We start from the raw sequence: 19,261 nt of genomic DNA on the forward strand, positions 1-19,261 counted from the left end.
GTTCGTGCACGTCGGCGCCCCCGCGCCGGCGTTCCCTCCCCTACGAGGCCCCCCGGCCCCGTCACCCCAGGGCGACCGGTTCCGGGCAGCCCGGCTGCCAGGCCGTCAACGGAGTGAATCCGCGGTGTCCGCATTCGCCGAACACCGTGACCGGGCCGCCGCCCGAGAGCGCGGCCAGCTGCCACAGTCCGGACCGCGACCGCCCCCCGGCGAGCGTGACCGGCAGCGCGGAGGTGCCCTCCGCGTCCGCCAGCTGCCAGCCCGATTCCCCCGGTATCGGGATCACCGGGCCCAGCACCACCGGCCACGAGTCCAGCCACGGGTCCTCCCGCAGCGCCGCCCCGTACGCCTCCAGTGCCGCCCCCGTACCGACCCCGGCCGGGGCCCGATCGCACGGCGCGGCCGCCGCGGATCTCTCCCCGAGATCCGCCCGCAGCCCCGCCGAACCGGGCCGGAAGCGAGCCTCCGCCTCCAGCACCAGCCCCACGGGCAGTGCCAGCCCCGGAGGCCGCCCGGGCGGACCGAAGTCCAGCACCAGGGCCGGGCGCCCGCTCCCCAGCCCGCGCAGCCATGTCCGGCGGGTGATGAGCCGGCCGTCCGGTGACGCCGAGTCGTACTGGGCCAGCACCAGCCAGCGGTCCCGTACGACCTCCCCCTCCGCGGCGATACCCGGCAGCCCCACCCTGCTCCGGACCGTCGCGGCGAGCGGCTCCGGCAGACCTGCCAGCCCGAGCCAACCCCGGTTCAGCAGGTGCAGCAGCGCCCCCTCCTCCAGCATCCGGGCGGGCCATCCGGGACCGCAACTGGGTATCGTCCCCAACTCCCGCACCCGCGCCGCCAGTCCTGGCGCCTGCGCGTCGACCATCCGTGCGGCGGTCTCCTCCCAGGGCGCGTATCCCGCCTGCTGCTGGCCGGCCAGGCCCCCGCGCAGCACGTCCTCGAGCCGCTGCTCCAGCTCGGTGACGCCGGCGCCGATCCGGGCCGCCCTCCGTTCGGCCCGGCGCTTCGCCGCCTCCTCGTCCACCGGCCCGGCCGCCGCGGCCGCGGGTCGCGCGGCCTTCGCCGCCCGCTCCGCCAGCCACGCGGCGGCCCAGTCCGGCGCCTCGCCGGTTTCGCCGGACCCCTCCGCCGCCCAGAGCAGCAGCAGCCCGAGCGCGTGCTTGCACGGGAACTTCCGGCTCGGGCAGGAGCACTTGTACGCGGGGCCCCTCAGGTCCACGACCGTCCGGTACGGCGTACTGCCGCTGCCCTTGCACAACCCCCACACCGAACCGGAAGCGGAACCTCCGGTCTGTGACCATGGACCCGCCCCGCCCAGCTTGGCCCCCGCCTTGCGCGACGCATCGTCAGGAGCCAGAGCCAGTACCTGTTCCGCCGTCCAGCGGACCCCCTGCTCAGTCATGTGTTCCACCGTAGAGACCCCCACTGACAATCGCTCTGACCTGCAACAACGGTGTAGGGGAGGGGTGTTGTCAGTGGCGTGGTGCACCGTTGTTCCAGCAGCCGGAAGCGGCTGCCGAGCATTGGAGGGGGACCATGACCACGCCCGAGAGCGACAAGGGCGCAGGCGCGCTGCGACCGCACGCCGAAGACGCCTTCGCGGACGAACTGAAAGCCCTGGCGGCCGCCGACGACCGGCCCCGTCCGACGCGTTGGAAGCTTTCCCCGTGGGCCGTGGCCACGTACCTGCTCGGCGGCACCCTCGACGACGGCACGGTCATCACGCCCAAGTACGTCGGGCCGCGCCGCATCGTCGAGGTCGCCGTCTCCACCCTCGCGACCGACCGCGCCCTGCTCCTGCTCGGCGTCCCCGGCACCGCCAAGACCTGGGTGTCCGAGCACCTGGCCGCGGCCGTCAGCGGGGACTCCACCCTCCTCGTCCAGGGCACCGCCGGCACCCCCGAGGAGGCCATCCGGTACGGCTGGAACTATGCCCGCCTCCTCGCCCACGGGCCCAGCCGCGAAGCCCTCGTACCGAGCCCCGTCATGCGGGCCATGGCCGAGGGCATGACCGCCCGCGTCGAGGAGCTCACCCGCATCCCGGCCGACGTCCAGGACACCCTCATCACCGTCCTGTCCGAGAAGACGCTTCCCATACCGGAGCTCGGCCAGGAGGTGCAGGCCGTGCGCGGCTTCAACCTCATCGCCACCGCCAACGACCGCGACCGCGGGGTCAACGAGCTCTCCAGCGCGCTGCGCCGCCGCTTCAACACCGTCGTACTGCCGCTGCCCGCCACCGCCGACGCCGAAGTCGACATCGTCGCCCGCCGCGTCGACCAGATGGGCCGCGCCCTCGACCTGCCGGCCGTGCCCGAGGGCCTGGAGGAGATCCGCCGCGTCGTCACCGTCTTCCGCGAGCTGCGCGACGGGGTCACCGGCGACGGCCGTACGAAGGTGAAGTCGCCGAGCGGCACGCTGTCCACCGCCGAAGCCATATCCGTCGTCACGGGCGGCCTCGCCCTGGCGGCCCACTTCGGCGACGGCGTCCTGCGCCCGTCCGACGTGGCCGCCGGAATCCTCGGCGCCGTGGTCCGGGACCCGGCCGCCGACCGGATCGTCTGGCAGGAGTACCTCGAGGCCGTGGTCCGCGAGCGGGACGGCTGGAAGGACTTCTACCGCGCCTGCCGGGAGGTGACGGCATGAGCGGCCCGGCCGCCGAGCGGCGGGGGCCGCTGCTGCTGGGCGTACGGCACCACGGGCCCGGCTCGGCCCGCGCGGTGCGGGCCGCCCTCGACGCGGCCCGCCCGGCGGCCGTGCTGATCGAGGGCCCGCCGGAGGGGGACGCGCTGCTGCCGCTGGCCGCAGACCCCGGGATGCGGCCGCCCGTCGCCCTGCTCGCGCACGCCGCCGACGATCCGGGCAGGGCCGCGTTCTGGCCGCTGGCCGCGTTCTCGCCGGAGTGGGTCGCCATCCGCTGGGCGCAGGAGCAGGACGCAGCGGTTCCGGTGCGGTTCATCGACCTCCCGGCCACCCACACGCTGGCCGCGGAGACCGGCCCGGACGCGGCCGGTTCCGTACGGCCGGACCCCCTCGCGGTGCTGGCCGAGACCGCCGGGTACGACGACCCCGAGCGCTGGTGGGAGGACGTGGTCGAGCACCGCGGCGCCGTACGGGAGGACCCCCTCGCCGCGTTCGAGGCGCTCGGGGAGGCCATGGGGGCCCTGCGCGAGGCGTACGGGGACGGCGGCCACGCCCGGGACCCGGTGCGCGAGGCGTACATGCGGCAGCGGATGCGGGCCGCCCGCCGGGAGTTCGGCGACGCGTACGCCGTGGTGTGCGGGGCCTGGCACGTCCCGGCACTGCGCGCGAAGACCACGGCCGCCGCCGACAAGGCACTGCTCACCGGACTCCCCAAGGTCAAGGTGGAGACCACCTGGGTGCCCTGGACCCACCGGCGGCTCGCCCGGGCCGGCGGGTACGGCGCGGGCATCACCTCGCCCGGCTGGTACGCGCACCTCTTCGCGGCCCGCGACCGGCCGGTGGAGCGGTGGCTGACCAAGGCCGCCGGGCTGTTGCGGGAGGAGGACCGGCAGGTCTCCCCGGCGCACGTCATCGAGGCGGTCCGGCTGGCGGGGACGCTGGCCGCGGTGCGCGGGCGGCCGGCGGCCGGGCTGACGGAGACCCTCGAGGCGGTGCGGGCCGTGATGTGCGACGGCTCCGACATACCGCTCGCGCTCGTCGAGGACCGCCTGGTCGTCGGCGACGTGCTCGGCGAGGTCCCCGAAGGGGCACCCGTCGTACCCCTGCAGCGGGACCTGAGCCGGCAGCAGCGCTCGCTGCGGCTCAAGGCCGAGGCGCAGGAGCGCGAGCTGGAGCTCGACCTGCGCAAGGACACCGACGCGGCCAAGTCCCTGCTGCTGCACCGGCTGCGGCTGCTCGGCATCGGCTGGGGCACGCCGGCCGCCTCGCGGGGGAGCACCGGGACGTTCCGCGAGACGTGGCGGCTGCGCTGGGAGCCGGAGCTGTCGGTGCGGGTCGCCGAGGCCGGGATCTGGGGCACCACCGTCCTGGCGGCCGCCACCGCCAAGGCCGAGGCGGACGCGGCCGCGGCGGCGGAGCTCGGCGAGGTGACGGCGCTGGCCGAGCGGTGCCTGCTGGCCGGGCTGTCCGAGGCGCTGCCCGCCGTACTGCGGGCCCTCGCGGACCGGGCCGCGCTGGACACCGACGTGGCGCGGCTCGCCCAGGCCCTGCCGGCGCTGGCCCGTTCGCTGCGGTACGGGGACGTACGGGGGACCGACGCGTCGGCCCTCGGCACGGTCGCGGGCGGGCTCGCCGAGCGGATATGCGTGGCGCTGCCGCCCGCGTGCGCGGCCGGGCTGGACGCGGACGCAGCCGGGGAACTGCGGGGCCACGTGGACGGGGTGCACGGCGCGATCGGACTCCTCGACGACGTGGACGGCCTGCGGGAGCGCTGGTCGGCGGTGCTGCGGGCGCTGGCCGGCCGGGACGCGGTGCCCGGGGTGATCCGCGGCAGGGCGGCCCGGCTGCTCCTCGACGACGGGCGGCTCCCGGCGAAGGAGACGGCGCGGCTGATGGGGCTCGCGCTGTCCCCGGCGGCGGCGCCGCCGGACGCGGCGGGCTGGATCGACGGCTTCGCCGGGGGCGGCACGGGCGGGGGCACGCTGCTGGTCCACGACGACCGGCTGCTGGGGCTGATCGACGCATGGCTCGTCTCGGTGCCGGAGGGTGCGTTCATCGACGTACTGCCGCTGCTGCGCAGGACGTTCGGGGCGTACGAGCCGGGCGTCAAGCGGACCCTGGGCGAGCTGGTCCGCCGCGGCCCGTCGGCGAAGCCCGCGCCGGACCGGGCCCCCGAGGGCTTCGCCCCGGCCCTGGACCCGGCCCGCGCGGACGCGGTCCTCCCGGTGCTCGGCCTCCTCCTCTCCGGCTCGCCGGGATGACGGGCGCCACCCCCGCGGCGGTGGGCGGGACGGATACGGACACACGCCGGCCGCACGGGCCGGCGGGCGGGACGAGCAGAGGGGACGGGCCGATGGCCAGTACGGGGATTCCGGCGGACGGCAGCGCCGCGGGCGAGGCGCGGCTGCGGAGATGGCGGATGGTGCTCGGAGGGGACGGGGACGGGACCGGGTGTGTCTTGAGCGGGCGCGACGCCGGCATGGACGCCGCGCTCGGTGCGCTCTACGGGAGCGGCGGTGCCCGGAAGTCCGCCGGGGAGCGGAGCGGCGGGCTCGGCGGGTCCGCCCCGAACGTGGCCCGCTGGCTCGGCGACATCCGTACGTACTTCCCCGGCTCCGTCGTCCAGGTCATGCAGCGGGACGCCATCGAGCGGCTCGGCCTGTCCACCCTCCTCCTGGAGCCGGAGATGCTGGAGGCCGTCGAGCCCGACGTCCACCTCGTCGCCGCCCTGCTCTCCCTCAGCAAAGCCATGCCGGAGACGACCCGCGAGACGGCCCGCGCCGTCGTCCGCACGGTGGTCGAGCAGCTCGAGAAGCGGCTCGGGTCCCGCACCAGGGCCACCCTCACCGGCGCCCTCGACCGCTGCGCCCGCACCGGCCGCCCCCGGCACGCGGACATCGACTGGGACCGGACCATCCGGGCGAATCTGAAGAACTACCTGCCCGAGCACAAGACCGTCGTCCCCGAGCGGCTCATCGGCTACGGCCGGGCGGCGCAGTCGGTCAAGAAAGAGGTGATCCTCTGCATCGACCAGTCCGGATCGATGGCGGCCTCCGTCGTCTACGCCTCCGTCTTCGGCGCGGTGCTCGCCTCGATGCGTTCGGTCGCGACCCGGCTCGTCGTCTTCGACACCGCCGTCGTGGACCTGACGGATCAGCTCGACGATCCGGTGGACGTCCTGTTCGGCACGCAGCTCGGCGGCGGCACCGACATCAACCGCGCCCTCGCCTACTGCCAGTCGAAAATCACCCGCCCTGCCGACACCGTCGTGGTCCTGATCAGTGATCTCTACGAGGGCGGCATACGCAACGAGATGCTGGGCCGTGTCGCCGCGATGAAGGCGTCGGGAGTCGAGTTCGTGACCCTGCTCGCGCTGTCCGACGAGGGCGCCCCCGCCTACGACCGCGAGCACGCCGCGGCCCTCGCGGCACTGGGCGCCCCGGCCTTCGCCTGCACCCCCGACCTGTTCCCGGAGGTCATGGCCGCGGCCCTGGAGAAGCGCCCGCTCCCGGTCCCCTGAACCGTCCCCCGAACCGCCCCCGGTCGGCGCCGCCGCACCTGGCGGATCACACGAAGTTCCAGTTCAACCGTGAGGCGATCTGTGACAGGTATCACCGCTCAGGTGTGATCTGCGATTTAGGGACCCACGTCCCACGGGGATAACCTGCGGGACGGACATGCCGCGTCCACGGTCACCGTGTGCGCCTCCCTAGTGACAGCGCCGTCACGTTGCCCTCCGCGGCACGCCCACGCAGACAACCGCGAATCACTGCGAATCTTTGAAGACAAGGGACGGACGCGCGTGGACCTGTTCGAGTATCAGGCGAGGGACCTCTTCGCCAAGCACGGTGTACCGGTGCTGGCCGGTGAAGTCATCGACACGCCTGAGGCGGCTCGCGAGGCCACCGAGCGACTGGGCGGCAAGTCGGTCGTCAAGGCGCAGGTGAAGGTCGGCGGCCGCGGCAAGGCCGGCGGCGTCAAGCTCGCCGCCACCCCGGACGAGGCCGTCGCCCGCGCGACGGACATCCTGGGCATGGACATCAAGGGCCACACGGTCCACAAGGTGATGATCGCCGAGACCGCTCCCGAGATCCTCGAGGAGTACTACGTCTCGTACCTCCTGGACCGCACCAACCGCACCTTCCTGGCCATGGCCTCGGTCGCGGGCGGCATGGACATCGAGCAGGTCGCCGAGGAGACCCCGGAGAAGCTCGCCAAGGTCCCGGTGAACGCCAACGAAGGCGTGACCATCGAGAAGGCCCGCGAGATCGTCGCCCTGGCGCAGTTCCCGGCCGAGGTCGCCGAGAAGGTCGCCGAGGTCCTCGTGACCCTGTGGGCCACCTTCATCGCCGAGGACGCGCTCCTCGTCGAGGTCAACCCCCTCGCCAAGGTCGCCTCCGGCGACGTCATCGCCCTCGACGGCAAGGTCTCGCTCGACGAGAACGCCGAGTTCCGCCAGCCGGGCCACGAGGAGTTCGTGGACCACGCGGCCGCGAACCCGCTCGAGGCCGCCGCCAAGGCGAAGAACCTCAACTACGTCAAGCTCGAGGGCGAGGTCGGCATCATCGGCAACGGCGCGGGTCTCGTCATGAGCACCCTCGACGTCGTCGCGTACGCCGGTGAGAACCACGGCGGCGTCAAGCCCGCCAACTTCCTGGACATCGGCGGTGGCGCCTCCGCCGCAGTCATGGCCAACGGTCTCGAGATCATCCTCGGCGACCCGGACGTCAAGTCCGTCTTCGTCAACGTCTTCGGTGGCATCACCGCCTGCGACGAGGTCGCCAACGGCATCGTCCAGGCGCTGGCCCTGCTGGAGGAGAAGGGCGAGGCGGTCACCAAGCCGCTCGTCGTCCGTCTCGACGGCAACAACGCCGAGCTGGGTCGCAAGATCCTCTCGGACGCCAACCACCCGCTGGTGCAGCGCGTGGACACCATGGACGGCGCGGCCGACAAGGCCGCCGAGCTCGCGGCTGCGAAGTAAGGGCAGAGGTCACAGACTCACATGGCTATCTTCCTCAACAAGGACAGCAAGGTCATCGTCCAGGGCATGACCGGTGCCACGGGCATGAAGCACACCAAGCTGATGCTGGCTGACGGCACCAACATCGTCGGCGGCGTGAACCCGCGCAAGGCCGGCACGACCGTCGACTTCGACGGCACCGAGGTCCCGGTCTTCGGCTCCGTCGAAGAGGCGATGAAGGCGACGGGTGCCAACGTCTCCGTCCTCTTCGTCCCGCCGGCCTTCGCCAAGGCCGCCGTCGTCGAGGCCATCGACGCCGAGATCCCGCTGGCCGTCGTCATCACCGAGGGCATCGCGGTGCACGACTCCGCCGCCTTCTGGGCGTACGCCACCGCCAAGGGCAACAAGACCCGGATCATCGGCCCGAACTGCCCGGGTCTGATCACCCCCGGCCAGTCCAACGCCGGCATCATCCCGGGCGACATCACCAAGCCCGGCAAGATCGGTCTCGTGTCCAAGTCCGGCACGCTGACCTACCAGATGATGTACGAGCTCCGTGACATCGGCTTCACCTCCGCCGTCGGCATCGGTGGCGACCCGGTCATCGGCACCACGCACATCGACGCCCTGGAGGCCTTCGAGGCCGACCCGGAGACCGAGCTGATCGTCATGATCGGCGAGATCGGCGGCGACGCCGAGGAGCGTGCGGCGGACTTCATCGCGAAGAACGTCACCAAGCCGGTCGTCGGCTACGTCGCGGGCTTCACCGCCCCCGAGGGCAAGACCATGGGCCACGCCGGCGCCATCGTCTCCGGCTCTTCCGGCACCGCACAGGCCAAGAAGGAGGCCCTCGAGGCCGCCGGCGTCAAGGTCGGCAAGACGCCGACCGAGACGGCGAAGCTCGCGCGCGAGATCCTGAACGCCGCGCAGTAGCGCTTGCCGCTGCAGGTACGTGTACGGGCGTGGCCCGCATCCCCCAGGGGATGCGGGCCACGCCCGTTATTCGGGCTTGGGGGCGATCCGGGCGGGCCCGTGGGCCGGGTGGGCGCGCAGCTTGTCGTGCAGCTGCCGGGTCTGCTGGGTGGGCCGCTGAGGGCCGCTGAGCGGGGGGACCCCGGAGACGCTCGCGCCGAGCGGGACGGGGGGCTCGTACTGCCGGGGCGCGGTCGCGGTGGTGTACGCGGTGGCGACGGCGATCACGGCGCTCAGGCCGAGGACCGCACGGGTCCACCCGTGGGTACGCCGCTCGGCGGCGACGCGTACGGAGACTGCGGAGCGGGGTTCCAACGGGACGGCCGGCTTGACCGCGCCGAGCAGCTCGCGCAGCAGCGCGGACCGCTTCTCGGACGGCGCGGCGGCCAGTTCCGGGACCCGGTCGGCGAGGGCGGCGTGCGCGTGCAGGAGGCGGTTGCCGGCGGTGGGGGTACTGGCCTCGGTCTCGGCGGCGGCGTCGGGGAGGTCGAGGGCGACGCCGTCGTAGAGCAGGACGGTACGGCGGTGGGCCGGGGGGAGCGCCAGCATGGCGTCCATCAGGATCCGGTCGGCGGGGGCGGCCGGTGCCTTGTCGGGGTGCTTGTGCGCGCGGCGGAACCGGTGCCAGGGGGAGAGGGCGTACTCGTACGCGGCTGCGCGCACCCAGCCGACGGGGTCGGGATCGGTGGCCACCTCGGGCCACCGCGCCCAGGCCTGCTGGAACGCCCGCTCGACGGCCTCCTGGGCGAGGCGGCGCCGGCCGGTGAGCAGGTACGCCTGCCGCGTGAGGGCGGGGGCGGCGTACTCGTACAGCGCATCGAACACCCCCCTGGGCCCGTTCCGCCGCTCCGGATCGGCGCCCGCGCCCCCGGGGCCGTGCCCGGCGACGTCGCCGGACGCCCGCCCGTCCCCTTCCGGGTGGGCCGCGGTGTTTCCGGCGGGGGCCGGTGCGGGCCCGTGGGTGCCAACTGCCGTGGCGTCGGCCGGGGTCGGTTCGGAGTCCTCCGGGTGGGGTGCGGTGTCTGCGCCGGGTGTCTGCCCGGACCCCTCGGGGCCGGTTGCCGTGGCTCCGGACGTGTGGGTTGGTTCCTGCCCCTCCGGGGTCGTGGGGGCGGGAGCCGGCTCCGGACCGGACCGGGCGGCCCCGTCGCGTCCCGCGGTACCGCCGGCCACGGCATCAGTCGCGTCCGCGTCCGCGTCCGCGCCGGCGCGGAGGCCGGTCTCCCGGGCGGAACCCCACGGGTGGGTGTCGGCCGGGGCAACTCGGCCCCCGGCCGATGACGCGGCGTCACTCGCACCTGCGGAGCCCGGCGGTGACGCAGGAGCCGCCGGGGTGGTGTCCTGCGCGCCCGCGGGAACCGACGGCGTGGCGCCGGGCGGGGTGTCCGCGGCTTCCGGCCCGGCGAGGCCGGTGGCTCGGACGGGTGCCGGCCGTTCGGCGGCAGGCGGTCCGGCGCATGCCGTGGCGTGGTCGCCGGCCTCGGAGCCCGGCGGTGTCCCGGTGGCTGCCGGGGCTGCTTGGGCCTGAGGCGGCGTCACAGCGTCGGCCGTGCCGGCTGGACCGGCAAGCGGCGGGGGCTGCGGCGCGGGGGCCGGAGCGGGCGGAGCCGGGGGCCTGAGGGCCGTCAGGAGATCGGCGTACGCCTCGCGTTTGGGGCCGCGGGGGTCGGTACTGCCCGTTTCCCAGGAGCGGACCGTGCTGACCGTGACGCCCACCGCCGTCGCGACGTCCTCGTACGTCAGGCCCGCCGCCTCGCGCAGTCTGCGGCGTTCCTTGGGCGAGGGGAGCCTCGGCTCCCCGACGCTCTCTGTCATGCCACACTCCCCGTGACCTGCCGGCAGCCCTGGGCGAACAAGTACATAAAACGTATATTGAGCGACACCACGGGTATTCGCCTGTTACCCGCCCATAGCGCGTGTCGTTGGCACCATGGCGGGGTGACCCAAGTGACCGAACGCGGGACCCCGTTGCCTACGGCCCCGCGGGCCGCCGCCGGACGGCGCCGTTCGCCGGCCGCCGCCGCCTGTGTGCTGGGCGGGGCCGTGGCCGCCGGGCTGGGGCTCGGCTTCCTCGCCGTGCTCGTCATCGTGCTGTGGATCAGCTCCCCCTACCCCGACAGCGGCCCCGGCGGCGCCCTGCACCTGGCCGCCGGGCTCTGGCTGCTCGCCCACGGGACCGAGCTGGTCCGGTACGAGACCCTGTCCGGGGTACCGGCCCCGGTCGGCGTGACCCCGCTGCTGCTCGTCGCGCTGCCCGCCCTGCTCATGCGCCGCGCCGCCCGCCTCGGCAGCGCCTCGGGCGACGGCAGCGACGGGGACGAGGTACTGCCCACCAGCGCCGTCTTCTCGGCCGTGACCTGCGGATACCTCTGCGTCGGGTCGCTGGCCACCGTCTACGCGGCCGGCGGTCCCATGCCCGCCAACCCGCTCAGCGCCGCCTGGCACGTCCCGCTGGTCGCCGTGCTCGCCGCCGCCGGCGGGGTGTGGGCGGCCAAGGGGCGTCCGGTCGGGCCGCTGCCCGAGTGGACGCCGGGAGCCGTACGGAGGGCCGTCGCACGCCCCCGTTACGCCCTCGCGCTGCGCGCCGGAGCCGCCGGGGCCCTCGTCCTCCTGGGCGGCGGCGCGCTGCTCGTCGGAGCCTCGCTCGCCTGGCACGCCGCGGAGGTGCAGGGGTCCTTCCTGGAGCTGACCGGGGTCTGGTCCGGCCGCTTCGCGGTCCTGCTCCTCGCGCTCGCGCTGCTCCCGAACGCCATGGTGTGGGGCGCGGCCTACGCCCTCGGCCCCGGCTTCGCCCTCGGCCCCGGCGCGACCGCGACCCCGCTCGGCTTCGCCGGCTCGCCCGCGCTGCCGAGGTTCCCGCTGCTGGCGGCGCTGCCGCCGGAGGGGCCCGGGACCCTGCTGACCTGTGCGACCGCCGGGGTGCCGGTGGTGGCCGGGCTGGCAGTCGGGTGGTTCGCGGTACGCCGGGCGCGTGAAGTCCCGTACCGGGAAACCGCTCTGACGGCGGCTCTCGGCGCGCTCGTGTGCGGGCTGGTGCTGGCCGGGCTCGCGGCGGCCTCGTCGGGGCCGCTCGGCTCGCGGGGGCTGGCGAGCTTCGGCCCGGTGTGGTGGACGACGGGCGCGGCGGCCTTCGCATGGACGCTGCTCCCGGCGGTGGCGGTGGCGCTGGCGGTGCACTCCTGGCGGACCCGGCCCGCCCGGCAGGCGGACGCGACGGAGGACGCGTGGCACGACAGCGGCGTACGGGAACTGCGCTGGGAGGCCCTGCGGCGTGTCGCGGGCGCCCTGATCCCCGACCTGGCCCCGGACGCGCCGCCGGCCCCGGTACCGGCGGAGCCTTCGCCCGTCGCCCCCGTCGCCCCCGTTGCGCCGGCCGGCACGGTCAAACCGCCCCGCCGGCTCACCGTCGTGACGGGGCTTCACCTGGACCTGACGCCGATTCCGGCCCCGGTGGAGGAGGTCCCGCCGGGGGATCCCGAGCCCCTCGTTCCGTCCGTGACCGGCGCCCGCGTGCTGGCCCGCCGCAAGCCCCCGGTCTGAGGCGGCGGAACCGCTACCGCTGCACCTTCAGGATCTTGCCCAGCACGTTGTCGGGCAGCAGCGTGTTGCACTGCAGCTCCGCCGACTTCGTGAGGGCGTCCTCGCGGCAGACGTAGAAGTCCTTGTACGCCAGCTGCAAGCCGTACGAGGTCAGGGCCAGCAGGATCGCCAGCGAGGCCGTGATCAGCCCGCCGATCGCCGCAGTCCGCTGGGGTCGGGCGGCCGGCCCGAGGGCCGCCAGGCCCCCCTGGGCGGCAGGCGCGGCTGGCGCGCCGCCGACCAGCGCATCCGTCCCGGTCCTGGCCGCCGCCGGCTTCCCGCGCAGCCCGCTGATCCCCCAGTACAGGGCGAGCGCACCCAGCAGCAGCCCCACCGACGGGATCCCGAAGATCCCGAAGAAGAAGCCCCACATGCCGGCCAGCAGTGCGTACCGGGCGCGCCGCTGGACCGGGTCCGCCGGGTCCCAGCGCGCCGGCCCGCCGGGGCCGGAGCCGGGGTCCTCGCCCGGACGGCCGCCACCGCCGTCGCCACCGCTGCGCGGCTGCCACGGCTGGTCGGGCCGGCCCTCCGGGGGAGCCGCGAAGGGGTTGTCGTCGGTGGAGGAGTCGGGCTGGCGGCGATCCGGCATCGAGTGCGTTACTTCCCCTGTGTCGTGGACGTCGAAGTACGTCGTGGGCATCGTGCGTTGACGGGCGGTCGAAGGGCTGTTGACGTGCTGCACGGTGCTGCGCACCGCGCCGTACGCGGCTTGTATGCCAGACGCTACCCCTCGCCCGTCCCCCCGTCCCTCGGGGGCTGTCCGGTGTGCCGGTATCGTTGCAGGCGGTCGGCGGCTTCGTAGAGTCCCCCGTATTTCGGGATGCCGAAGTTTTGTCTGATCACACAAGATGTACGGACGCATTCCCGCAGAAAGGGCCTCCCATGGCCGCCTCCCGCCTGGTCGTGCTGGTCTCCGGTTCCGGCACCAACCTCCAGGCCCTGCTCGACGCCATCGACGCCCACCCCGGCGGACCCGAGGGCTTCGGCGCCGAAGTCGTCGCCGTGGGGGCCGACCGCGAGAACATCGTCGGCCTGGAGCGGGCCGAGAAGGCCGGGATCCCCACCTTCGTGTGCCCGGTCAAGGCGTACGGGACCCGTGAGGAGTGGGACGCCGCCCTCACCGAGGCGACCGCCGCCCACGCGCCGGACCTCGTCGTGTCCGCCGGGTTCATGAAGGTCGTGGGCGCGTCGTTCCTCGGCCGCTTCGGCGGCCGCTTCATCAACACGCACCCCGCCCTCCTCCCGGCCTTCCCGGGCGCCCACGGCGTACGGGACGCCCTCGCCTACGGCGCGAAGGTCACCGGCTGCACGGTCCACTTCGTGGACGCCGGCGTGGACACCGGTCCGATCATCGCCCAGGGTGTGGTCGAGGTCCGGGACGAGGACGACGAAGCCGCTCTGCACGAGCGCATCAAGGAAGTCGAGCGTCAGCTGCTCGTCGACGTCGTGGGGCGCCTGGCCCGGCACGGCTACCGCATTGAGGGACGAAAGGTAACAATCCAGTGACCGCCGTAGAGAGCAGCACCACCTCGTCGAAGCGACCGATCCGGCGCGCGCTCGTCAGTGTCTACGACAAGACGGGACTGGAGGAGCTGGCCCGCGGCCTGCACGAGGCGGGCGTCTCGCTCGTCTCCACCGGCTCCACCGCCTCCAAGATCGCCGCCGCCGGCGTGCCCGTCACCAAGGTCGAGGAGCTCACCGGCTTCCCCGAGTGCCTGGACGGCCGGGTCAAGACCCTGCACCCGCGCGTGCACGCCGGCATCCTCGCCGACCTGCGCCTCGAGGACCACCAGCGCCAGCTCGCCGAGCTCGGCATCGAGCCCTTCGACCTGGTGATCGTCAACCTCTACCCGTTCCGGGAGACCGTCGCCTCGGGCGCCACCCCCGACGAGTGCGTGGAGCAGATCGACATCGGCGGTCCGTCGATGGTCCGCGCCGCCGCCAAGAACCACCCCTCGGTCGCCGTCGTCACCAGCCCCGCGCGGTACGCCGACGTCCTCGCCGCAGCCCAGGGCGGCGGCTTCGACCTCACCGCGCGCAAGCGGCTGGCGGCCGAGGCCTTCCAGCACACCGCCGCGTACGACGTCGCCGTGGCCTCCTGGTTCACGAATGCGTACGCCCCGGAGCCGGAGGCCGTGCTGCCCGAGTTCCTGGCCGGCGCGTGGGAGCGCAAGTCCACCCTCCGCTACGGCGAGAACCCGCACCAGGCCGCCGCCCTCTACACCGACGGCCAGCCGGGCGGGCTCGCCAACGCCGAGCAGCTGCACGGCAAGGAGATGTCCTTCAACAACTACGTGGACACCGAGGCCGCCCGCCGCGCCGCGTACGACCACGACGAGCCCTGCGTCGCGATCATCAAGCACGCCAACCCGTGCGGCATCGCCGTCGGCGCGGACGTCGCCTATGCGCACCGCAAGGCGCACGCCTGTGACCCGCTCTCGGCCTTCGGCGGCGTCATCGCGGTCAACCGCCCGGTGACCGTCGAGCTCGCCGAGCAGGTCGCGGAGATCTTCACCGAGGTCATCGCCGCCCCCTCGTACGAGGACGGCGCGGTCGCGATCCTGGCCAAGAAGAAGAACATCCGGGTCCTGCGGGTCGACGGCAGTCCGCACCAGCCGGGTGACCTGAAGCCGATCTCCGGCGGGGTGCTGCTCCAGCAGAGCGACACGTTCGAAGAGGGAAGGGGCCAGGCCGAGGGCGACGACCCGAAGAACTGGACCCTCGCCACCGGCGACGCCCTCTCCCCGGAGGAGCTCGCCGAGCTCGCCTTCGCGTGGAAGGCCTGCCGGGCCGTCAAGTCGAACGCGATCCTGCTCGCCAAGGACGGCGCCTCGGTCGGCGTCGGCATGGGCCAGGTCAACCGCGTCGACTCGGCGAAGCTCGCCGTCGAGCGGGCGGGCGCCGAGCGCGCGCAGGGCTCGTACGCCGCCTCCGACGCCTTCTTCCCCTTCCCGGACGGGCTGGAGATCCTGACGTCCGCGGGCATCAAGGCCGTGGTCCAGCCGGGCGGTTCGGTCCGTGACGAGCAGGTGATCGAGGCCGCGAAGACGGCCGGCGTGACCATGTACTTCACCGGGACCCGGCACTTCTTCCACTGAGCCGGCACCCCGAGAACGGCGAAGGCCGCCACCCGCAGCACTGCGGGTGGCGGCCTTCGCCGTGCGCCGTGGTGGCGGCGGTGCCTACGGGGCCCAGGGGGTGTCCGGCGGATCATGGCCGGGCCCGGGCCGCCTGGCACCCCCTAGTACTGCGGGCGCCGGAAGTACGCGCTGGCGGCCGAGTTGGCCAGGCCGACGAGGACCCAGAGGGCCAGCCCGAACTCGATCAGGGCCAGGATCAGCGAGAACACGATGGCGCCCGGCGCCGCGTCGCTGCTGAGCGCCGCGAAGTTGACGATCAGGCTGATTCCGGAGAAGAGGGTCATCAGCGAGCCGTAGATGATGCCCGAGACCCGGACGCCGCCGCGGCCCTTGCCCAGCTTGGCGGCGGTCAGGATCGGCCACAGCGCCAGGGCCAGGCAGAAGATGCCGGCGATGACGAGCACCCCGCCCGCGAGCGTGCCCGCGTCGCTCGCCGAGGAGGCGTAGCCGGAGGAGCGGCTGGAGGAGTCGGCGAACACCGAGGCGAACATCGCCCCGCCGAGGAGAACGGCGATCCCGCCCAGGGTCTGGAGACCACCGACGATGAACAGGATGACGCGGGCGGCCTTCACCCCGCCGGGCATGGGGATCTGGGCGCCCGGGAAACCGCCGGGGCCCGCGGGGTACGCCTGGTTCGGGTAGCCCATCGGGGCCTGCTGCGGGTAGGCGTAGCCGCCCTGCGGCGGGATGCCCTGCGGGGCCTGCTGCGGGTAGCCGTAGCCGGGCTGGCCCTGCGGGGCCGGCGGCTGCTGCCCGTACGGGTTGTTCGGGTCGCCGAAGCTCATCTTGGGGTGTTCCTCCGTGGAAGTGCGGGGACGCACGGCACGCACGGAGGAAATACTGCTGTTTGCGGTCCGCCCCCCGGCACTGCCCGCGGCACTCTTTCCGTCATCGTGGGCCGATCGGGCCGGAGTTGTCCAGCGGCGGAGCGACGGGGCCGTCACTTGTTGTGCAAGTGCAATGAATGGTGCAAGCCTGTGACGAACCCGCGGCGGCCCCCGCGGCGGACCTCTGCGCCGGAGCCCGCAAGGCCCCGCCGAAGGCCCCGTCAAGGCCCCTCAAGGCCCCGCCACGCACCGGCGGCGACCCCACGACTGGAACCGGGGCCGCTCCATCCGGGAGGATGGGACCATGACCGCCCAGATTCTCGATGGCAAGGCCACCGCCGCCGCGATCAAGTCCGAACTGACCGCCCGCGTGGCGGCGCTCAAGGCCCGGGGCATCGCCCCCGGCCTCGGCACCCTGCTGGTCGGCGACGACCCGGGCAGCCGCTGGTACGTCAATGGCAAGCACAAGGACTGCGCCGAGGTCGGCATCGCGTCCATCCAGCGCGAACTGCCCGCGACGGCCTCCCAGGAGGACATCGAGGCGGTCGTACGGGAACTCAACGCCAACCCGGAGTGCACCGGCTACATCGTCCAACTCCCACTCCCCAAGGGCATCGACACCAACCGGGTCCTGGAGCTGATGGACCCGGCGAAGGACGCCGACGGCCTGCACCCGATGTCGCTCGGCCGGCTGGTGCTGAACGAGCCGGGCCCGCTGCCCTGCACCCCGTACGGGATCGTCCAGCTGCTGCGCCACCACGGCATCGAGATCAACGGCGCGCACGTGGTGCTCCTCGGACGCGGCATCACCGTCGGGCGCTCCATGGGTCTGCTGCTGACCCGCAAGTCGGAGAACGCCACCGTGACCCTGTGCCACACCGGCACCCGCGACCTGGCCGCCCAGCTGCGCCAGGCGGACATCATCGTCGCGGCGGCAGGCGTCCCGCACCTGGTCAAGCCGGAGGACGTGAAGCCCGGCGCGGCCGTCCTGGACGTGGGCGTCAGCCGCGACGAGAGCGGCAAGATCGTCGGCGATGTGCACCCGGGCGTCGCCGAGGTGGCCGGCTGGATCTCCCCGAACCCGGGCGGAGTCGGCCCGATGACCCGCGCGCAGCTGCTCGTGAACGTCGTCGAGGCGGCGGAACGGACGTCGACCAGTGCAGGCTGAGCACGAAGCGCAAGCCGGGACCGGCACCGGCACCGGAACCGGAACCGGCGCCGACGACGCCGCCGGTCCCGGGGCTGACACCGGGGCTGACACCAGGGCTGACACCGGGGCCGCCGCCGTGGCCGACTCCGGGCCTGCGGGCGCCGGAGCCGCCGCGCCGGCGGACCCGGAGGCCTCGAAGTCGCGCCGCTTCCCCTCCATCACCCAGGACACGGCCCGCCCCGAGGGTCACGGCCGCGCCGCGCCCGGGGACGCGCTCGCGGCCCGGCAGTGGCCGATGCTCAGCGTGCTCGCCGCCACCGCGGTCGGACTGCTCCTGACCGCGCTGGGGCACCCCCGCGTCGGCTGCCTGGTGATCGGGGTGGCCCTGATCGCGGCCTCCGTACTGCGGCGCGTGCTGCCGTCGGTGGGGATGCTCGCGGTGCGCTCCCGCTTCACGGACATGGTCACGTACGGGCTGCTGGGGGTGGCGATCACGCTGCTCGCGCTGGTGATGGAGCCCAAGCCGTGGCTGGAGATCCCGTTCCTGGAGAGTGCGGTCCGCTTCACGGTCCGCTGACGCCGGCGGGGCGCCGCCGGCGCTCGCACATGCGTACGCCCTTACCCGCCGCGGGCGTTGCGTACACCCGTCCGGCGGTGCCGGACAGACGAAAAGCGGGGGGAAATCCCGCCCCCCGCCTTCGAACTCCCGGTTCGTGTGCCACGCACCACACAGACCGGGGGGTTGGGCCGCTCGAAGGTCGGATAGCCTGACGCCGGATGTCTCTTCACGTCAAGATTCGCAGGGGAGCGGCGTCCGCCAGCACATGGGGCAGGGACGCCCCACCGCCAGCTGTCTAACGGAGAAGGCCATGACCCGCACTCCCGTGAATGTCACCGTCACCGGCGCCGCCGGCCAGATCGGCTACGCGCTGCTCTTCCGCATCGCTTCCGGTCACCTGCTCGGCGCGGACGTGCCGGTCAAGCTCCGTCTTCTGGAGATCCCCCAGGGCATGAAGGCCGCTGAGGGCACCGCCATGGAGCTCGACGACTGCGCCTTCCCGCTGCTCGCCGGCATCGACATCTTCGACGACCCGAACAAGGGCTTCGAGGGCGCCAACGTCGCGCTGCTCGTGGGCGCCCGCCCGCGCACCAAGGGCATGGAGCGCGGTGACCTGCTCTCCGCCAACGGCGGCATCTTCAAGCCGCAGGGCAAGGCGATCAACGACCACGCCGCGGACGACATCAAGGTCCTGGTCGTGGGCAACCCGGCCAACACCAACGCGCTCATCGCGCAGGCCGCCGCCCCGGACGTACCGGCCGAGCGCTTCACCGCGATGACCCGCCTGGACCACAACCGCGCGATCTCGCAGCTGGCCGCCAAGACCGGTGCCGCCGTCTCCGACATCAAGCGCCTCACCATCTGGGGCAACCACTCGGCGACCCAGTACCCGGACATCTTCCACGCGGAGATCGCCGGCAAGAACGCCGCCGAGGTCGTCAACGACGAGCTGTGGCTCGCCGACACCTTCATCCCGACCGTCGCCAAGCGCGGCGCCGCGATCATCGAGGCCCGTGGCGCGTCCTCGGCCGCCTCGGCCGCGAACGCCGCCATCGACCACGTGCACACGTGGGTCAACGGCACCGCCGCGGGCGACTGGACCTCGATGGGCATCCCGTCGGACGGCTCCTACGGCGTCCCGGAGGGCATCATCTCCTCCTTCCCCGTCACCACCAAGGACGGCAAGTACGAGATCGTCCAGGGCCTGGACATCAACGAGTTCTCCCGTGCGCGCATCGACGCGTCCGTGGCGGAGCTCGTCGAGGAGCGCGACGCGGTCCGCGAGCTCGGCCTGATCTGATCTGATCTGATCCGATCTGATCCGGCCGGTCCGGTCCGGTCGATCCGATCCGAAACACCTGAAGGCCCCGGCGCACCGCGCCGGGGCCTTTTTGGCGTGATCCGCCCTGTCCCGTGCCGCACGGGCGCCGTACG

15 protein-coding genes are annotated in these 19,261 nt (G+C 73.7%); 11 read left to right on the top strand and 4 right to left on the bottom strand.

The features are described 5' to 3' along the window. Positions 1 to 61: 61 nt before the first annotated feature. Positions 62 to 1,402 (bottom strand): SWIM zinc finger family protein, encoded by a 1,341-nt coding sequence (locus AB0I68_RS14595; RefSeq protein ID WP_363177620.1) that lies wholly within the window; start codon positions 1,400 to 1,402, stop codon positions 62 to 64. Between the two features lie 134 nt (positions 1,403 to 1,536). Here AB0I68_RS14595 and AB0I68_RS14600 point away from each other — a divergent pair, with 134 nt between their 5' ends. The 5 genes from AB0I68_RS14600 (at position 1,537) to sucD (ending at position 8,533) form a co-directional block, all read left to right on the top strand. Further along, a complete protein-coding gene (locus tag AB0I68_RS14600) occupies positions 1,537 to 2,643 on the top strand; it encodes an AAA family ATPase (protein ID WP_363177621.1) in 1,107 nt (368 codons plus the stop codon). Then, positions 2,640 to 4,901 carry a DUF5682 family protein gene (locus AB0I68_RS14605; RefSeq protein ID WP_363177622.1) on the top strand — a complete coding sequence of 754 codons (2,262 nt, stop codon included), beginning with the start codon at positions 2,640 to 2,642 and terminating at the stop codon, positions 4,899 to 4,901. Before AB0I68_RS14600 ends, AB0I68_RS14605 begins: the two co-directional genes overlap by 4 nt. 92 nt (positions 4,902 to 4,993) lie before the next feature. Further along, positions 4,994 to 6,160, top strand: a complete 1,167-nt coding sequence (locus tag AB0I68_RS14610; protein WP_363177623.1) for a VWA domain-containing protein — start codon at positions 4,994 to 4,996, stop codon at positions 6,158 to 6,160. Between the two features lie 282 nt (positions 6,161 to 6,442). After that, a complete protein-coding gene (sucC, locus tag AB0I68_RS14615; RefSeq protein ID WP_363177625.1) occupies positions 6,443 to 7,621 on the top strand; it encodes an ADP-forming succinate--CoA ligase subunit beta in 1,179 nt (392 codons plus the stop codon). A gap of 21 nt (positions 7,622 to 7,642) precedes the next feature. After that, positions 7,643 to 8,533 (top strand): succinate--CoA ligase subunit alpha, encoded by an 891-nt coding sequence (sucD, locus tag AB0I68_RS14620; protein WP_363177626.1) that lies wholly within the window; start codon positions 7,643 to 7,645, stop codon positions 8,531 to 8,533. Positions 8,534 to 8,599: 66 nt separating this feature from the next. Here sucD and AB0I68_RS14625 read toward each other — a convergent pair whose 3' ends face one another. After that, positions 8,600 to 10,387 carry a helix-turn-helix domain-containing protein gene (locus AB0I68_RS14625; RefSeq protein WP_363177627.1) on the bottom strand — a complete coding sequence of 596 codons (1,788 nt, stop codon included), beginning with the start codon at positions 10,385 to 10,387 and terminating at the stop codon, positions 8,600 to 8,602. A gap of 123 nt (positions 10,388 to 10,510) precedes the next feature. Here AB0I68_RS14625 and AB0I68_RS14630 point away from each other — a divergent pair, with 123 nt between their 5' ends. Beyond that, positions 10,511 to 12,112, top strand: coding sequence for a DUF6350 family protein (locus AB0I68_RS14630; RefSeq protein WP_363177628.1), 1,602 nt, complete (start codon positions 10,511 to 10,513; stop codon positions 12,110 to 12,112). A gap of 13 nt (positions 12,113 to 12,125) precedes the next feature. On the opposite strand, the gene AB0I68_RS14635 is transcribed toward AB0I68_RS14630, so the two are convergent. Beyond that, on the bottom strand, positions 12,126 to 12,845 hold the full coding sequence (locus tag AB0I68_RS14635; protein WP_363177629.1) for a hypothetical protein: 720 nt from the start codon (positions 12,843 to 12,845) through the stop codon (positions 12,126 to 12,128). A gap of 188 nt (positions 12,846 to 13,033) precedes the next feature. On the opposite strand from AB0I68_RS14635, the gene purN reads away from it, so the two are divergent. Beyond that, positions 13,034 to 13,657: a phosphoribosylglycinamide formyltransferase gene (gene purN, locus AB0I68_RS14640; RefSeq protein ID WP_363177630.1), complete on the top strand. Its 624-nt coding sequence runs from the start codon at positions 13,034 to 13,036 to the stop codon at positions 13,655 to 13,657. Next, the gene (purH, locus tag AB0I68_RS14645) at positions 13,654 to 15,249 is read left to right on the top strand and encodes a bifunctional phosphoribosylaminoimidazolecarboxamide formyltransferase/IMP cyclohydrolase (protein ID WP_363177631.1); all 1,596 of its coding nucleotides are present in this window, start codon (positions 13,654 to 13,656) and stop codon (positions 15,247 to 15,249) included. Before purN ends, purH begins: the two co-directional genes overlap by 4 nt. A 143-nt stretch (positions 15,250 to 15,392) precedes the next feature. On the opposite strand, the gene AB0I68_RS14650 is transcribed toward purH, so the two are convergent. Continuing rightward, positions 15,393 to 16,076 carry a hypothetical protein gene (locus AB0I68_RS14650; protein ID WP_363177632.1) on the bottom strand — a complete coding sequence of 228 codons (684 nt, stop codon included), beginning with the start codon at positions 16,074 to 16,076 and terminating at the stop codon, positions 15,393 to 15,395. Between the two features lie 346 nt (positions 16,077 to 16,422). Between AB0I68_RS14650 and AB0I68_RS14655 the strand changes: the two genes are divergently transcribed. From AB0I68_RS14655 to AB0I68_RS14665, 3 genes are all read left to right on the top strand, one after another. After that, positions 16,423 to 17,286 (top strand): bifunctional methylenetetrahydrofolate dehydrogenase/methenyltetrahydrofolate cyclohydrolase, encoded by an 864-nt coding sequence (locus AB0I68_RS14655; RefSeq protein WP_363177633.1) that lies wholly within the window; start codon positions 16,423 to 16,425, stop codon positions 17,284 to 17,286. Continuing rightward, positions 17,276 to 17,845, top strand: a complete 570-nt coding sequence (locus tag AB0I68_RS14660) for a DUF3017 domain-containing protein (protein ID WP_363177634.1) — start codon at positions 17,276 to 17,278, stop codon at positions 17,843 to 17,845. Before AB0I68_RS14655 ends, AB0I68_RS14660 begins: the two co-directional genes overlap by 11 nt. 292 nt (positions 17,846 to 18,137) lie before the next feature. Further along, positions 18,138 to 19,127: a malate dehydrogenase gene (locus AB0I68_RS14665; protein ID WP_363177635.1), complete on the top strand. Its 990-nt coding sequence runs from the start codon at positions 18,138 to 18,140 to the stop codon at positions 19,125 to 19,127. The last annotated feature ends 134 nt before the right edge of the window (positions 19,128 to 19,261 follow it).

The sequence above is a fragment of the Streptomyces sp. NPDC050448 genome (genome assembly GCF_040655295.1).
In the GTDB taxonomy this organism is placed as follows: domain Bacteria; phylum Actinomycetota; class Actinomycetes; order Streptomycetales; family Streptomycetaceae; genus Streptomyces.

Coding starts and splice junctions, on each gene's coding strand:
- AB0I68_RS14595 (WP_363177620.1), bottom strand. CDS start 1,402: ATGACTGAGCAGGGGGTCCGCTGGACGGCGGAACAGGTACTGGCTCTG.
- AB0I68_RS14605 (WP_363177622.1), top strand. CDS start 2,640: ATGAGCGGCCCGGCCGCCGAGCGGCGGGGGCCGCTGCTGCTGGGCGTA.
- sucD (WP_363177626.1), top strand. CDS start 7,643: ATGGCTATCTTCCTCAACAAGGACAGCAAGGTCATCGTCCAGGGCATG.
- AB0I68_RS14665 (WP_363177635.1), top strand. CDS start 18,138: ATGACCCGCACTCCCGTGAATGTCACCGTCACCGGCGCCGCCGGCCAG.
- AB0I68_RS14600 (WP_363177621.1), top strand. CDS start 1,537: ATGACCACGCCCGAGAGCGACAAGGGCGCAGGCGCGCTGCGACCGCAC.
- AB0I68_RS14610 (WP_363177623.1), top strand. CDS start 4,994: ATGGCCAGTACGGGGATTCCGGCGGACGGCAGCGCCGCGGGCGAGGCG.
- purN (WP_363177630.1), top strand. CDS start 13,034: ATGGCCGCCTCCCGCCTGGTCGTGCTGGTCTCCGGTTCCGGCACCAAC.
- AB0I68_RS14655 (WP_363177633.1), top strand. CDS start 16,423: ATGACCGCCCAGATTCTCGATGGCAAGGCCACCGCCGCCGCGATCAAG.
- AB0I68_RS14625 (WP_363177627.1), bottom strand. CDS start 10,387: ATGACAGAGAGCGTCGGGGAGCCGAGGCTCCCCTCGCCCAAGGAACGC.
- AB0I68_RS14650 (WP_363177632.1), bottom strand. CDS start 16,076: ATGAGCTTCGGCGACCCGAACAACCCGTACGGGCAGCAGCCGCCGGCC.